Raw genomic sequence first — 14642 nt, 5'->3', positions numbered from 1 at the left:
CCCGCAATGCTCGTTGAACGATCATGCATGGGTATTGCGCATATCTATCGGCAGATCGCGGGGCTTGCTGCTGGAACGGCGCTGTTGTTGAGCCTCGCGCTCGGCGGCTGCGCGACTTCTACGGCTGGATCATCGCTGATGGACGCGCGGGCTGAGGCACCGGCGCCTCCGAAAGCAAGCGCTTATCTCCCGGTGGAAGATCTGCCGCCGAAGCGCGAAATGCCGGCGATGACACCCGACGAACGATCGAAGCTCCAGAAGGAATTGATCGCCGCGCGCGACCGCCAGTCGGCGGCCGCCAAAGCTCAAGGCGCTACGCCCGCTGAACCGGCGAAACCCTAGCTCATCGGGTGGTTGGCCGAAGGCGTGACCCACCTGTTCATCGGCGGTGAATGGCGGATTACGCCGGAGCCTGTCATCTGGTAGCGCTATGCGCACGCCCGTTGGGCTCCAATCCGCCCCGCGTATCTGCTGTCGTCTCGAATTACGCGCCCCCATTATCGACCGGCGGAGAGGTTATTTTGGTTATCGCCATCGAGGATTGAGCCAACGAGCAACATATATCCTGATAAGTGCCGGCGGCGCTTGCACCTTTTTCCAGCGGCCGGGCCGGAGAAAGATCAACCCTTGTGGAAGAAACGTCGAGCGACGATGGCGTCTTCCTGTTGGCCGGAAGAAGCAGCTGAGTCCCACGAGCCGTTGTGACGATGATATCGAATTCCGATTCATTCGTGATGCGATAGATTGCAAGGTAGACTGCAGCTACTCCCGCAGGCTCGAAGAAAATTATCGTCAGCTTCTGGTGTTCGTCAGTAAGCAGCCAGTTGGCTTGGTCGTATTGCGTGGTCATCTCATCCCCCGCTTAATCGCTATGCCGAGCTATTCGATCGAAATTTCGGTCGCTTTAGGCTTCTAGCGCTGTTGCAGCTGCATCATCCGCGTTATCGTCTTACGATGCAAGGCGAGATTTTACATCTTCTGATAGATATCCAATCTGTAGGCCCGGACGAAAATAGCTCGTAGCGTGGGTCAGCCGGGGCCGTTTCTTTTGCTATGTGGAGGGCCGAGCCAGCGAGTCGGGCCTATTCCATCATCCCGGACAGGGCTTTTGTCCTAATTTCGAATCGCGGCAGCGCAGCAACAAACGTCTGCTCCTGAATCGGAACCGCGCTTTTAGAGATTTACGTCGGGCGCAACGGCATCACGAGTCCGTCAAAAGTCGCGATGAAAAGTTACCGAAGCGGGACTGAACTTTTTACACCAAAGTGGTCTAGTCGCCGCGTGTTTTACGTTCAGCTTTCAAAAGCAAAAAACGGAGGATCATATCATGCGACTTATTTTGGCCACTTCGTCCATTCTTGTCCTCACTGGCACCGTAATGGCTGACCAGTCAGTCCAGACCGATGTTAAGGGAGCGCAGCACCACTACCGCGACGCCAACGCTTCCGTTCCCTGCAGCAACGCCAACGCTTCGCTTCCCGAGCATTTCGTCGATGCCAATGCTCACGACATGTACATCAAGAACCTGCGCGACTCCGGATATAACCCTGCCTGTGGCCGCGATGCCAACGGCAACGTACTTATGGCGAATATGTACCGATTGAAACGCATCTGGCGCCCGAAAATGAATACGCCATGATCGACAGCACCATTGTGCGCGCGCACCAGCACAGCTCGCAGGGTGGGTTAGCCGAAGGCGTAACCCACCTTTCTATCGCCGGTGAACGGCGGATTACGCCTTCGGCTTCCAATCCGCCCTTGTGCGAAAGTTAGGTGCCGGGCGGACGTTGCCCTTCAAATTGGATGCCGCATTTTTTCGCGATCGAGGCTTGTTCGATCGCGACCATCTGCCCCTTCATTTGGGATAGCTCAGCAGCGGTCTGCTTGTCGCCGCCGACGAAGAATGCCGCCGGCCAGAACACCACGATCGCTGCAGCGGTAGCTAAGCCGTCATTTGTGCGTTGGTGATCTTGAGCACCAGAGAGTGCCGCGGCGCGGGTCGATATCGCCTGCGCCTCAAGCGCCAATTGCTGGCAGGTATATGATTGATACGCGACCGGCGAGACGTACGCGGGTGCAATGTCAGAAGAAGAAGACGCGCAGCCGCCCAACGCGGCGCCTAGCGCCACGATTCCCAATATACGCATTGTTAGTGATCCCCCGACCGAAGGTCACTGTTTAACAACCAGCACGCGAGAGCAAGAGCAATCAGCACAAACTCTTAGCGAAGTTATTGATTTACTTGGTGAGCGCGGAGGGACTCGAACCCTCGACCCCATGATTAAAAGTCACGTGCTCTACCGCCTGAGCTACGCGCTCACGTGAGGCGCTGTGTAGGGGGCGGCTTGGTGTGGGTCAATAGCGTGGCCCAAGGCCGGGAAGTCGTCGGAAAAACCCGGATTCGCCAAATACCGCCGTCCGTTAGCGCTGACTCTTCATGCTCGTAGGGCTACGGCAACGCGATTGCCCGTCAACGGGTTTCGCGGGGAATTTCTGACGCCACCGGCTGGGAGGTGCCGATCACCGTCGGCAGCGACACCGGGCGCAGGCCGATCAGTTCCGCAGTGCGGATGGCGGTGTTGCGCCAGAAGGCAAACGCGTTCATCCGGGAGTCTTCCAGGATCGCGATCGCGACTGCGGACAAAAACGGCAGGCTCTGCAGCACCAGGACGGCTGCGAACACATAGATTTCGCGCACCTGCTTGAAACTGTTGGTGGCCACCAGCACGGCCGCGCCGACCAGGAGCAGCACGCCGATCACGGCTTCCCAGAACGCCTGAAACTCGACCGAGACCAGCGAGAAGCCGCCCTTCGAGGTCCGCGAGAACGCCAAATGCTCGGTGATCAGCCCGTTGGCGACCGCGCGCGACACCGTCCATTGCACCGACATCGCCGCCACCATCGCGCCCAGCGTCTGGCCCCATTTCACGGGCACGCGCAGGCGATACAGCACCACGAAGTGCGTGAGCGAGACGATGAAGGCGGCCATGATCGGCAGCGTGAGGATCTTGTCGGGAATGGCGATGTCGGCAAAGGCCACGATCGGCACCCAGATCAGGTTGAGGATGGCGACCAGCACGCCGAGGCTTTCGGCCCCTAGCCAGTTCAGCCAGCCCAATGCGAATTCGCGCCGCTGGTCCGGCGACAGCCGGCTGCCTTGCGGCAGGAAGCGCCGCCAATGCTTCTTGACGATCTGGAAGCCGCCATAGGCCCAGCGGTGGCGCTGCTTCTTGAAGGCCTCGAAGGTGTCGGGCAGCAGGCCATGGCCGTAGCGGTGGTTGGTGTAATGCGTCAGCCAGCCGTGCTCGATGATGGCAAGGCCGAGATCGGAATCCTCGCAGATGGTGTCGCTCGACCAGCCGCCGGCCATGTCCATCGCCGCGCGGCGCAACAGGCACATGGTGCCGTGGACGATGATGGCGTTTTCCTCGTTGCGCTGGACCATGCCGATGTCGAAGAACCCGGCATATTCGCCGTTCATGATGTAGTGCATCAGCGAACGGTCGCCGTCGCGATGGTCCTGCGGCGCCTGCACCAGGCCGACGCGGGGATCGGCGAATACCGGCACGAGGTCCTTCAGCCAGTCGGGCTCGACCGCGTAATCGGCGTCGATGATGCCGATGATCTCGGCATCGACAGCGGTGCGTTCCATGGCGATGCGCAGCGCGCCGGCCTTGAAACCTTCGACCTTTTCGGCGTTGACGAATTTGAAGCGTTCGCCGAGCGCGCGGCAATGATCCTGGATCGGCTGCCAGAACGCCGGGTCCGGCGTGTTGTTGATGATGACCACGCACTCGAAGTTCGGGTAGTCGAGCCGCGAGACCGCATCGAGCGTTTGCTTGAGCATGTCCACCGGCTCGAAATAGGCCGGCACATGGATCGAGACCTTTGGAAACGCGATGTCCTCCCCGATGGTGGCGGGCGCCAGCGGCGCGGTCTTGGCGATCAGGCGACGCGGCTTCTGGCCGAAGGCAATCGCCGCCATTTCCTCGATCCGCGCCATCGCGATTAACACCAAGGGCACCAGCAGGATCAATCCCAGCGTCAGCGCAAACGCCGAGCCGAACACGAAGTAATGCCCGGCCCAATAGGCGAACACGGTCGCGGCCCAGGCGCCGACGCCGTTGGCCGCCAGCGACAGCATCAGCGCCTGCATCACCGTGGGCTGCGCCAGCCGCAGGATCGGCAGCGACATCAGGATGCCGACCAGGACGGCAATGGTCGCGAGCTTCCAGTAGTCCGGATTGACGATCGGTCCGGTCCAGGAGAATTTCGGCTCCCGCGCGGCATTGAGGATGCCCCAATAGGGGCCGACGCCGCCTTCGAAGAATTTCCAGGGCTGATCGATCGCCTCGACGATGTTGTATTCCATGCCGATGGCCTCGGCGCGGGTGACGAAGGTGCGCAGCACCTTTGCCTGCTGGAACGGGCCGGGTTCGGCATTGCGCAGATTGTAGCCCGCGCTCGGCCAGCCGAACTCGGCGATCATGATCCGCTTGCCGGGGAACTGATCGCGCAACAGCTGGTACATCGAGACCGCCTGGTCCACCGCCTGATCGGAGGTGAAGTTCTCCCAGTACGGCAGGACGTGGGCGGCGATGAAATCGACGGAGTAGCCGAGCTGCGGATTGTCGCGCCAGATATTCCAGATTTCACCAGTAGTTACAGGGACATTGACTGACTTCTTGACTCGCTTGATCAGCTCTATGAGGTCGTCGACCTTTTGCTCGCCGCGGTAGACGGTTTCGTTGCCGACGACGACTCCGATGACGTTGCTGTTGTGCCGGGCAAGCTCGATGGCGGCTGCGATCTCGCGATCGTTGCGCTCGGTGTTCTTGTCGATCCAGGCGCCGACGGTGACCTTGAGGCCGAATTCGGCGGCGATCGGCGGCACCAGTTCGGCGCCTTCGGTCGAGGAATAAAGCCTGACCGCCCGGGTCAGCGACGACAGCTTCTTCAGGTCGGCGCGTACCTTCTCGCTGTCGACGGCGATGTCGACGGTGTGCCCGGGTTCGAAGGGCGCATAGGAGGTGCTGGGCAAAATGCCGTTGAAGTCGGGGGCCTGCTCACGATCCCGCAGCGCGCCCCACATCGCAGCGTGAACCGCGGTCACGAACAAGAGTACAGCGACGACGGCACGCATCGCGACGGAACCATGAGGGGCAAGAGTGGCAGGGAAGCGGACCCGTCCCCGAGATCCGACCAAATCAGCGGCGAGCTATTACATAACTCTGCCACGCGATTTAACAACTGTTATGACGCGATGGTATTTTAAAGGCGCAAGCGGCGCCAACCGCAGCAATCCCGGTCGTTTCGCCGGAACCGATTATTTGGCGGGCGCAGGTGGGGGCGGTGCGGCCGCAGCGGGGGGAGCCGGCGAAGGCGCCGGCGCCGGTGCGGCGCTGCCTGCGGTGGTTGGCGCCGAAGGCGCCGGCGTGGCGGCCGCGGCCGCCTGCGGTTGCGCGGCCGGATTGATCCAGCAGGCATGGACACGGCTATCGAGCGTTGAAGCCACCTTCGGATCGATCTGGGCACCAAACCGGGTCAGGCAGCGGAACGTTGCCTGGACGTGACCGCCGGGGCAACCAAAGCGGTCGTAGAGATCGAGATGGCGAAGTGCGGTGTCGATATCGTCGAGAAACATCAGGCGGACTACGCGGCGGCCGAACCAGACGCATTCCGGGTTGCCGGCCGGGCCATTGATGGCCTGGGCTGCTTCGGCGAATTCGTCGGTCTTGCGCTGATTGTCCTTGGCGGCATCGGCCGGCTGGGTGCCATTGGCGGCCGGCTTGTCCTGCGCCTTGGTGTCGCCGCCGCTCTGGGCGAAGGCGCTTCCAACACCGATCAGCAGGATGAGCCCGGGGACGGCGAGGTGGCGCAAAACCTTGTTTTGAAGCTCCAGCACCCGTCGACGCATGAATTCCCCGATTTTGTTCCCGCCCGCGTCCAGCCAGGGCGCGCCGGTTTGATTGCCGTCCAAATGGGTCCCCAATGCGGCGGAGACTTCCAGCGGATTCCCATGGCGGACATTTCGAATTTTGTCCAGCAAACTCACAACTTTATCGTGTTGTGGTAAAGCCTGTGCCTCACCACCCCCGAGTTGCCGCCCGGCCTGCTCTTGGCAGACGGGCACTGACCGGCTAATCGACGATCCCGGCCGTTTCAAGGATGGAACCGATTTCGCTTCGTACGCCGCTGGCGCTTCTCCTGTTGTCCCTTGGTGCGATTGCCGCGGTCTGGTGGTGGCTGGCCACGCCGATCACGCTGTCGCGCGCGCCGATCGATCCCAACGACAAATTGCAATGCGTCTCCTACGCGCCATTCCGCGGCGCCCAGACGCCGCTGCTTCTGACCACGCATATTTCCCAGGAACAGATCGCCCAGGACCTAGCGCAGCTCGCAAAAATCACCGATTGCGTGCGCACCTATTCGATCGAGCACGGGCTGGATCAGGTGCCGGAACAGGCGGCCAAGGTCGGGCTGAAGGTGATCCAGGGCATCTGGCTCGGCAGCGACCGGCTGAAGAACCTCGCGCAGATTTCGACCGTGGTTGGTCTCACCAAACAATTCCCCGCGGTCATCACCGCCGTCGTCGTCGGCAACGAGGTACTGCTACGCGGCGAGATGACCACCGCCGACCTCGTCGCCACCATCCGTTCGGTCAAGGCGCAGGTCACCGTTCCCGTCACCTATGCCGATGTCTGGGAATACTGGCTGCGCAGCCGCGAGGTCTATGACGCCGTCGACTTCGTCACCATCCATATTCTGCCCTATTGGGAGGATTTTCCGATCCGCGCCAAATTCGCCGCCGATCATGTCGACGCCATCCGCAAGCGGATGGCGGTGGCGTTTCCGGGCAAGGAGATACTGGTCGGCGAGACCGGCTGGCCGAGCGAGGGGCGGATGCGCGACGGCGCGCTGCCGTCGCGGACCAATCAGGCCCGCGTCGTCTCCGAAATCCTCGATCGGGCGAAGGGGGAGGGTTTTCGGGTCAACCTGATCGAGGCCTACGACCAGCCGTGGAAGCGCGAGCTTGAGGGCACTGTCGGCGGCTATTGGGGCCTGTTCGATTCCGTCCACCGCATGCTGAAATATCCGCCCGGCGAGCCCATTAGCAACTATCCGCTGTGGAAGCTGCAGATGGGCGGCGGAATGGGTTTGAGCTTTATGGTGTTCGCGGTGGCGTTCCTGTCGCTGCGGCGGCGGCCCTGGACGCCGCGGTCGGCCGCGTGGATTGCGGTCGCACTCTGCGCGACCACGGCCGGAATCCTGTTCGGGGTCGCCGCCGACAAGCTGTATTATGAGAGCTACGGTTTCGGCGGCTGGCTGTTGTGGGGCGCGCTGCTGGCGGCCGCCATCGCCTCGCCCTTGCTTGCCGCCAACGCCCTGGTATCGGGACAGCCGCTGCCGACTTTCCTGGAACTGCTCGGTCCGCGCGAGGGAAGGACCCGCTCCGCCATTGCCATCGGCCTCGGCGTGGCGCTGGCCGTAACCACCCTGATCGGATCGCAGACCGCGCTCGGCTTCGTGTTCGACCCGCGCTACAAGGATTTCCCGTTTGCCGCACTGACCATGGCCACGGTGCCGTTTGCGGCCCTGATGCTGCTCAACCGCCCGCAGGCGGGTGCGCGGCCGATCACGGAGGCGGTATTTGCAGGACTCCTGGCGGTGTCGGCGATCTATACCGGCTTCAACGAAGGTTCTGACAACTGGCAGTCGCTCTGGACCTGCGCGATGTATCTTTTGCTCGCGGTCACGCTGTGGCAGGCGCGGGTCGCGCAAATCCCAAAATGAGCAGGCCTATCGCGATCCCCGACAGCACGACATTGTAGAGCACAATGCCGAAGCCGGCGGCGATCAGCCCGAGCGTCAACAGCACGATCGACGGCCGGATCACATGCAGCGCGGCGATGACCAGCGCGACCGCGCCGAACACCGAATTGCGGAACAGCGAGGTCGCGAGCGCCCGCGTCTTGCACAGTATGGTCGGCAGGCCGGCATCGCAGGCCAGCGCCACCGGGGAAAACTCGATCGCGAGATAGCGCAGGTAGAGCGCATAACCGACGGTCACGAAGCCGACCACCAGCAGCCACTGCACCTGATAGGGCGTCAGCCGAAACGGGTTCTTTTTCACAACAGCATTTTCCGGCTAAGTGGACCCCGGTTAGCCGCAAGAAAATGCGTCTAGCCCGGAGTCAATATGGTCGGGAACGACGACCGGGACAACCCGGCGCATTCAAATGAAACCGCGACCGCGACCAAACGACATGAGAGTCTGAATTCAAGATATTGGGATCACTGGTTTTTTTAATGCTTGCCGCCGCTGAAGAACGACGACAGCGTGGAAACAGTATCGGGTTTCTTGGCCGCGTCATCATTGGACGCCCGCTTGGCGCTGAAACGCCTGTGCAGGATGGGTTTGGCCTCCGGGGCAGGCTTGGCCGCGGCCGCCCCGGGTTCGCCGATCTGATGTTCGTCGGGCCTCATCGCCAGGCGCTGGCCGTCGAACACGGCGGTTTCGCAGGGACGTTTGTTTTCCATCAGGCCGGCACAGATTTTTGCCGCCGCCGCGGCGTCGCCGAGCGGACCTGCGACCAGCCGCAGCTGCATGCCGAGCCCGTTATTGCCTTCGCGGATCACGATGATCGGACGCAGCGTCGTCAGCGCCGCGTTCGATCGCGATTTGAGGAGACCACGCCACAGCGCGCGCAGGCCGGGAACCGAATTGGCGCCGCCGATATCGACGCCGAATTCGGTCTTCTGCACCGCGACGTCGGCGGCGGGCGCCTCGGGTGCCGCGGCTGGCGTGTCCTCTTCCGCCTTCTCGGCGGGCGGCGCCGACGCCACGACGTCCGCCATCGGTGCGGCAATGATGGCCTTCGCGGGCTGTTCGGGCTCGATCAGTTTGGTCGCGGCCGGATCGGGCGGGGCCATCATCGATTTCGCTGATACCAATGGGGCGGGCGGCGGCGGCGGTTGGGGTGGATCGGCCGCCTTTGGCACAACGGCTACGACCGCAGCCGAAGCCTGCTCGGCTGCGGCCGGCGGCTGTGGCTTGTCGACCGGTTTGGCGGGCAGCATGGCCATCGTCGTCGCGACCGGCGCCGCCACTGGCGGGGGAGCAGCCGGGGACGGAGAAGGCGTGGGGGCGGGAGCGGGGTTTTGCGCCGCCACCTTAGGCTCGGGTGCCGTCGGGGACGCGGCCGGAGACGGCGTCGCGGCGGCTTGAGGCTGGGGCGGCGCCGCCGGGGCCTTTTGCCGGGCAATCGCGCCGGTCACGGAATCCAGCCCCTGTTCCAGCACGGTGACGCGCGAATACAGCCGGTCGCGATCGCCGTTCAGCGTATCGACGGCGGAAGCGAGCCTGTGGGTCTCGTTGGTGGTCTCCTTGGCGAAGGATTGCAGCCGCTCGGCTTGGCGCGTCAGGTCGGCGGCGGCGACCTGTTCGCGCCGCATCGACAGCTGCGACTGGTTGGCGAGCACGGCAAGCACCACGGCGCCGACTGCGCCCACGCCCCACGAGCCGATCCGCCACAGCGCGCGGCGGTCGAAGACATCCTCTTCGGCCAACAGCCCGGACATCACCCCGCCGGTATTCCCGGTCTCGAAGTGGCCTGCGAGCTGGTCGCTATTCCTTGCCATACGAACGCCTTCGGCCCCCTGCGGCCCACCCGAATCATGTGGCAAACATTAACAGGAAATGCGTCGTCATCCTGAATTCGGGGCCCCAAAGCCTGCCAAACGGGGTTTCCATGCACGGCGAAAACGCTTTATGACGGCGGCGGCGGTGCTTCCGCCCGCAACGCCCCGGGGATTCGGATGACCGCTCGATCCAGCCTCACGATCGTGCTCGCGGCCGGCGAGGGCACGCGCATGCGCTCCAAACTGCCGAAGGTGCTGCATCCGGTGGCGGGCCAGTCGCTGCTGGCGCATGTGCTCGCCGCTAGTCCAAAGGGCAAGAACGATGCGCTGGCGGTGGTAATCGGGCCGGACCACACAGCGGTCGCCGACGAGATCAAGCGCCTGCGTACGGATGCGCGCATATTCATCCAGCGCGAACGGCTCGGCACCGCGCACGCGGTGCTGGCGGCGCGCGACGCGATTGTCAGCGGCGCCGACGATCTGCTGGTCGTATTCGGCGATACGCCGCTGATTTCGGCCGCGACGTTTGAGCGGCTGCGCGCCGCGTTGAAAGACGGCGCGGCGCTGGCGGTACTCGGCTTTCGCGCCGAAGACCCGACCGGCTACGGCCGGCTGCTGCTCGAAGGTGACCGGCTGATTGCGATCCGCGAGCATGCCGACTGCAGCGAGGCCGAGCGCGGGATCGATCTGTGCAATGCCGGCGTGATGGCCTTCGACGGCCGCAAGGCGCTCGAAATCATCGAAAAAATCGGATGTGCCAACAGCAAGGGCGAGTATTATCTGGTCGATGCGGTGGCCGTCGTCCGCGAGCTTGGATGGGAGGCGGTCGTGATCGAAACCAGCGAGGATGAAGTGCGCGGTATCAACACCAAGGCGCAGCTTGCCGAAGCGGAAAGCGTGATGCAGGCGCGGCTGCGCAAGCAAGCGATGGAAGCCGGCGTTACCCTGATCGCGCCGGAGACGGTTTTCCTTGCCGCCGACACCACATTCGGGAGCGACGTCATCATCGAACCGTTCGTGGTGATCGGCCCCGGCGTCTCGATATCGGACGGCGCGGTGATCCATTCCTTCTCGCATCTCGTGCAGGCCAGGATCGGCAAGAATGCTTCCGTCGGACCCTATGCACGGCTGCGGCCGGGCACCTCGCTCGGCGACGGTGCGCGGATCGGCAATTTCGTTGAGACCAAGGCGGCGACGCTCGATGCCGGCGTCAAGGTCAACCATCTCTCCTACATCGGCGACGCCCATATCGGCGCCAATGCCAATATCGGCGCCGGCACCATCACCTGCAATTACGACGGCTTTGCCAAGCACAGGACCGAGATCGGCGAGGGCGCCTTCGTCGGCACCAATTCCTCGCTGGTGGCGCCGGTGAAGATCGGCGCCGGCGCCTATGTCGGCTCGGGCTCGGTCATCACCAAGGACGTGCCGGCGGACGCGCTGGCAGTCGAGCGCAGCCCCCAGACCAACCGCGAGGGCGGCGCCAAGCGAATCCGCGAGATGAAGATGCGGGACAAGACGCCGAAGGCTTGATCAGCGCACCGCGTTCGCTGTTCTCACGCGTTTCGCCGCGCTCTGATCGGCGTGAGCGCGAGCGACGGCCGCGTGGCGTGGCTTCGCGGCAGCTTGCCGGGCACTGCTTGCACCACGGCGACTGACATATTCCGAGCCGTCGATCGGTCCGACATGCGGGGGATCGTGGTCGCGATAGGGCCGTCCGATCCCGAACTCTTGGCCATGCTTGTCGACCCAGTTCCATATCGTTTCGCTGGAGGCGTGTCGCTCGTCGCGCGTGGCACCCTTGACGCTGACGATGTCGGCCGCGAGCCCATGACCATAGCCGCCACGGAAACTGCCGCCATGATAGGAGCGGTCGTTGGCCGCCTTGAGGCCGCTGGCGATCGATTGGCGATAGTCGTCGCGGAAGGCGCTGGTGATGCCGGGCGACAGGCCGGCCTGTTCGGCAGCGTAAAGCAGATGAAACAGTCTCAGCTTGAAATTCCGGTCCATGCCGTCGATCACGTAGTCCGTCATCGACATGCCCATGTGCTCGGCGGCCTTCGGATCCTTCCACGCAAAGTCCTCATCGACCACCTGCGAAATGGTTCGTGTCACCGTCACCATCTTGCCCTTGCGCTTGACGGTTACCTCGCGCTGCGTTTGCTCCTTGACGGTGTCTTCCTTGGGCGTGCGCTGGTAGAGCGCCCACAAATAGCGGTCGACGCAGGCGTCGACGACGAAGCACTCGTCGAGGATTTCGGTTGAGCCGATGGACGGTTTGGTATCGGCAAGCGTCGTGTCGGCAGGCTTGACGCCGGCAGGCTCGGCGTCGGCGGGCTGCGCATTCGCCGGGCTCACGCTGGCGACCTCTGCGGGAGATGGTCCGGACGGCAGTGTTTCCGATGTGTCCGTCAACGCGGCCGTCACAATCGGCTTCGGCTGCGGTTCCGGCTCCTGCGCGGCCGTCGGCTCGGCGAGCGCCTCCGTCACTGGCGCGCTGGCGGCCACGACATCGGTCTTGTCAACGGCGAGCGGCTGTCTCTTGTCGGCGGAATTGACATCGGCGGTCAGGGCCGGGGCGAGGCGGCTGACGATTGGTGCTGTGCCGGTTTTCCCGCTTCCGGCAGAACCGAACGCAGCGAGCGACGCCAGAACCAAAACCGGTACTGTGAGTTCTCGGCACCAGGCGGCCATCGTTGCCAGTCGCGGGTTCATGGATCATCGTCCCCGATCGAGACGCCTTGCACGATCGCGCGCTTAACCACGACGGCCGTGGCATCACGCTGTCAACGCGCAAAGGCAAAAACCCCAAGCACTGGATTTTTAAGGGGATTGTCGCCCGAACGCAACGCGGCGCCCTCGAAAAGTTGCGCGATCCAGGCGAATACGAGGGGAAAATCGGCGGAACTCAGTGAAATCCTTCGTCCTGACCGATGCTATACTGGCCCTGGCAGCCGCTTCGAGGGGCTTGCCGCAAGCGTTAAGCCTTCCGTTTAACGCTGTTTCAATCCGCAATAATTATTGAGTATCTGGGAAGCTTCGATTCTCGTTAAGACGAACAGGCGCAGATTTGGACGATCTTTCGACGATTTGGGGATATTGATCCGCATGTGCGGCATTGTCGGCATTTTGGGGCGCGGACCGGTCGCCGATCAGATCGTGGACTCGCTGAAGCGGCTGGAATACCGCGGCTATGATTCCGCCGGCGTCGCCACGCTCGAAGGCGATCATCTCGAGCGCCGCCGCGCCGAAGGCAAGCTGAAAAATCTCGAGATCCGCCTGAAGGCCGAGCCGCTGGCCGGCCATACCGGCATCGGACACACCCGCTGGGCTACCCACGGCAAGCCGACCGAGAGCAACGCGCACCCGCATGCGACCGCGCGCGTCGCCGTCGTCCACAACGGCATCATCGAGAATTTCCGCGAATTGCGCGAGGCGCTGCAGAAGAAGGGCACGGTTTTCAAGACCGAGACCGACACCGAGATCGTGCTGCATCTGGTCGACGACTATCTGGTTCAAGGCCTCAAACCGGCCGACGCGGTGAAGGCGGCATTGACAAAACTTCGCGGCGCGTTCGCGCTCGGCTTCATCTTCGCCGGCGACGATAATCTGATGATCGGCGCCCGCAACGGCCCGCCGCTGGCGATCGGCTATGGCGAGGGCGAGATGTATCTCGGCTCCGACGCCATTGCGCTCGGCCCCTTTACCGACACCGTCAGCTATCTCGAGGACGGCGACTGGGCTGTCCTGACGCGCAGCGGCGCCGTGATCCACGACAAGGACAATGCGGTGGTGCATCGCGACACCCTCAAGCACAGCGCCGCGACGCTGCTGGCCGACAAGGCCAATTATCGCCACTTCATGGCCAAGGAAATCCACGAGCAGCCCGAAGTGGTCGGCCACACGCTGGCGCGCTATGTCGACATGGCCACCGAGCGCGTGGCGCTGCCGATCAAACTGCCGTTCGACTTCAAGGATATTCAGCGCATCTCGATCGTGGCCTGCGGCACGGCGAGCTATGCCGGCTTCGTCGCCAAATACTGGTTCGAGCGGCTCGCCCGCGTGCCGGTCGAACTCGATGTCGCCTCCGAGTTCCGCTATCGCGAGGCGCCCCTGCGCAAGGGCGATCTTGCGATCTTCGTGTCGCAGTCCGGCGAGACCGCAGACACCCTGGCCGCGCTGCGCTATGCCAAGGCGCAGGGTGTGCATACGCTGTCGGTGGTCAATGTGCCGAGTTCGACGATAGCGCGCGAAAGCGAGACCGTGCTGCCGACGCTGGCCGGCCCGGAAATCGGGGTCGCCTCCACCAAAGCCTTCACCTGCCAGTTGATGGTGCTGGCCGCGTTGGCGGTCGCCGCCGGCAAGGCGCGCGGCGAGTTGTCGGACGCGGACGAGGCAAAACTCGTTCATGGCCTGGTCGAAATTCCGCGTTTGATGTCGGCGGCGCTCGCAACCGAACCGCAGATCGAAAAGCTCGCCCGCGAGATCGCAAAATCCAGGGACGTGCTCTATCTCGGCCGCGGCACCAGCTATCCGCTGGCGCTGGAGGGCGCGTTAAAACTGAAGGAAATCTCCTACATCCACGCCGAAGGCTATGCCGCCGGCGAGCTCAAGCACGGACCGATCGCGCTGATCGACGAGAACATGCCGGTGGTGGTGATCGCGCCGTATGACCGGGTGTTCGAAAAGACCGTCTCCAACATGCAGGAAGTCGCCGCCCGCGGCGGCAACATCATCCTGATGACGGACGCCAAGGGGGCAACGGAGGCGACCATCGAGTCGCTGGTGACGATCGTGCTGCCCGACATGGGGTCGACCTTCACGCCGATGGTTTACGCCATCCCCGTGCAGCTTCTGGCCTATCACACCGCCGTGGTGATGGGCACCGACGTCGATCAGCCGCGCAACCTGGCGAAATCGGTGACCGTCGAATAGGCCGGGCAAACCGCCGCATGGTCGCTTCAGGTCTTCAAAAACCTGCTAAAAGACCCTAGCTGGCT

At 63.2% G+C, this 14642-nt stretch carries 13 protein-coding genes and 1 tRNA gene; 6 read left to right on the top strand and 8 right to left on the bottom strand.

The features are described 5' to 3' along the window. The first annotated feature begins 27 nt into the window (after positions 1 to 27). A complete protein-coding gene (locus VK804_RS17130; RefSeq protein ID WP_325372338.1) occupies positions 28 to 342 on the top strand; it encodes a hypothetical protein in 315 nt (104 codons plus the stop codon). 142 nt (positions 343 to 484) lie between these two features. On the opposite strand, the gene VK804_RS17125 is transcribed toward VK804_RS17130, so the two are convergent. Continuing rightward, complete coding sequence (locus tag VK804_RS17125) at positions 485 to 850, bottom strand: hypothetical protein (RefSeq protein WP_325372336.1); 366 nt, start codon at positions 848 to 850, stop codon at positions 485 to 487. 477 nt (positions 851 to 1327) lie between these two features. Between VK804_RS17125 and VK804_RS17120 the strand changes: the two genes are divergently transcribed. After that, a complete protein-coding gene (locus tag VK804_RS17120; RefSeq protein ID WP_325372334.1) occupies positions 1328 to 1639 on the top strand; it encodes a hypothetical protein in 312 nt (103 codons plus the stop codon). Between the two features lie 130 nt (positions 1640 to 1769). Here VK804_RS17120 and VK804_RS17115 read toward each other — a convergent pair whose 3' ends face one another. From VK804_RS17115 to VK804_RS17100, 4 genes are all read right to left on the bottom strand, one after another. After that, entirely contained in the window at positions 1770 to 2147 is a 378-nt protein-coding gene (locus VK804_RS17115; protein WP_325372332.1) for a hypothetical protein, read from the bottom strand. A 96-nt stretch (positions 2148 to 2243) separates the two neighbouring features. Beyond that, positions 2244 to 2319 (bottom strand) — tRNA-Lys (locus tag VK804_RS17110). A gap of 151 nt (positions 2320 to 2470) precedes the next feature. Further along, positions 2471 to 5143, bottom strand: coding sequence for a glycosyltransferase (locus tag VK804_RS17105; protein WP_325372330.1), 2673 nt, complete (start codon positions 5141 to 5143; stop codon positions 2471 to 2473). Positions 5144 to 5326: 183 nt separating this feature from the next. Next, positions 5327 to 5917, bottom strand: coding sequence for a beta-1-3, beta-1-6-glucan biosynthesis protein (locus VK804_RS17100; protein ID WP_325372502.1), 591 nt, complete (start codon positions 5915 to 5917; stop codon positions 5327 to 5329). A 251-nt stretch (positions 5918 to 6168) separates the two neighbouring features. On the opposite strand from VK804_RS17100, the gene VK804_RS17095 reads away from it, so the two are divergent. Continuing rightward, on the top strand, positions 6169 to 7794 hold the full coding sequence (locus tag VK804_RS17095) for a glycosyl hydrolase family 17 protein (RefSeq protein WP_325372328.1): 1626 nt from the start codon (positions 6169 to 6171) through the stop codon (positions 7792 to 7794). Here the strand turns inward: VK804_RS17095 and VK804_RS17090 are convergent. Next, a complete protein-coding gene (locus tag VK804_RS17090; RefSeq protein ID WP_325372327.1) occupies positions 7754 to 8134 on the bottom strand; it encodes a hypothetical protein in 381 nt (126 codons plus the stop codon). The genes VK804_RS17095 and VK804_RS17090 overlap by 41 nt on opposite strands. A gap of 173 nt (positions 8135 to 8307) precedes the next feature. Further along, a complete protein-coding gene (locus tag VK804_RS17085; protein ID WP_325372325.1) occupies positions 8308 to 9642 on the bottom strand; it encodes a hypothetical protein in 1335 nt (444 codons plus the stop codon). Between the two features lie 177 nt (positions 9643 to 9819). Here VK804_RS17085 and glmU point away from each other — a divergent pair, with 177 nt between their 5' ends. Beyond that, complete coding sequence (gene glmU, locus VK804_RS17080) at positions 9820 to 11175, top strand: bifunctional UDP-N-acetylglucosamine diphosphorylase/glucosamine-1-phosphate N-acetyltransferase GlmU (protein WP_325372323.1); 1356 nt, start codon at positions 9820 to 9822, stop codon at positions 11173 to 11175. On the opposite strand, the gene VK804_RS17075 is transcribed toward glmU, so the two are convergent. Next, the gene (locus VK804_RS17075; RefSeq protein WP_325372321.1) at positions 11176 to 12357 is read right to left on the bottom strand and encodes a peptidase M15; all 1182 of its coding nucleotides are present in this window, start codon (positions 12355 to 12357) and stop codon (positions 11176 to 11178) included. Positions 12358 to 12383: 26 nt separating this feature from the next. On the opposite strand from VK804_RS17075, the gene VK804_RS17070 reads away from it, so the two are divergent. Together VK804_RS17070 and glmS are read left to right on the top strand one after the other, a co-directional pair. Next, positions 12384 to 12557, top strand: coding sequence for a hypothetical protein (locus tag VK804_RS17070; protein WP_325372319.1), 174 nt, complete (start codon positions 12384 to 12386; stop codon positions 12555 to 12557). 193 nt (positions 12558 to 12750) lie between these two features. Next, positions 12751 to 14577: a glutamine--fructose-6-phosphate transaminase (isomerizing) gene (gene glmS, locus VK804_RS17065; RefSeq protein ID WP_325372317.1), complete on the top strand. Its 1827-nt coding sequence runs from the start codon at positions 12751 to 12753 to the stop codon at positions 14575 to 14577. Positions 14578 to 14642: the final 65 nt, after the last annotated feature.

The organism is Bradyrhizobium sp. (assembly GCF_035484855.1).
In the GTDB taxonomy this organism is placed as follows: Bacteria; Pseudomonadota; Alphaproteobacteria; order Rhizobiales; family Xanthobacteraceae; genus Bradyrhizobium.
The sequence above is the reverse complement of the archived record's forward strand: the minus strand, read 5'-3'. Positions and strand labels throughout refer to the sequence as shown.

What these genes read in the sequence shown, in the direction of transcription:
- glmU (WP_325372323.1), top strand. Translation starts at nt 9,820, where the DNA reads ATGACCGCTCGATCCAGCCTCACGATCGTGCTCGCGGCCGGCGAGGGC.
- VK804_RS17115 (WP_325372332.1), bottom strand. Translation starts at nt 2,147, where the DNA reads ATGCGTATATTGGGAATCGTGGCGCTAGGCGCCGCGTTGGGCGGCTGC.
- glmS (WP_325372317.1), top strand. Translation starts at nt 12,751, where the DNA reads ATGTGCGGCATTGTCGGCATTTTGGGGCGCGGACCGGTCGCCGATCAG.
- VK804_RS17075 (WP_325372321.1), bottom strand. Translation starts at nt 12,357, where the DNA reads ATGAACCCGCGACTGGCAACGATGGCCGCCTGGTGCCGAGAACTCACA.
- VK804_RS17130 (WP_325372338.1), top strand. Translation starts at nt 28, where the DNA reads ATGGGTATTGCGCATATCTATCGGCAGATCGCGGGGCTTGCTGCTGGA.
- VK804_RS17105 (WP_325372330.1), bottom strand. Translation starts at nt 5,143, where the DNA reads ATGCGTGCCGTCGTCGCTGTACTCTTGTTCGTGACCGCGGTTCACGCT.
- VK804_RS17085 (WP_325372325.1), bottom strand. Translation starts at nt 9,642, where the DNA reads ATGGCAAGGAATAGCGACCAGCTCGCAGGCCACTTCGAGACCGGGAAT.
- VK804_RS17100 (WP_325372502.1), bottom strand. Translation starts at nt 5,917, where the DNA reads ATGCGTCGACGGGTGCTGGAGCTTCAAAACAAGGTTTTGCGCCACCTC.
- VK804_RS17125 (WP_325372336.1), bottom strand. Translation starts at nt 850, where the DNA reads ATGACCACGCAATACGACCAAGCCAACTGGCTGCTTACTGACGAACAC.
- VK804_RS17120 (WP_325372334.1), top strand. Translation starts at nt 1,328, where the DNA reads ATGCGACTTATTTTGGCCACTTCGTCCATTCTTGTCCTCACTGGCACC.
- VK804_RS17095 (WP_325372328.1), top strand. Translation starts at nt 6,169, where the DNA reads ATGGAACCGATTTCGCTTCGTACGCCGCTGGCGCTTCTCCTGTTGTCC.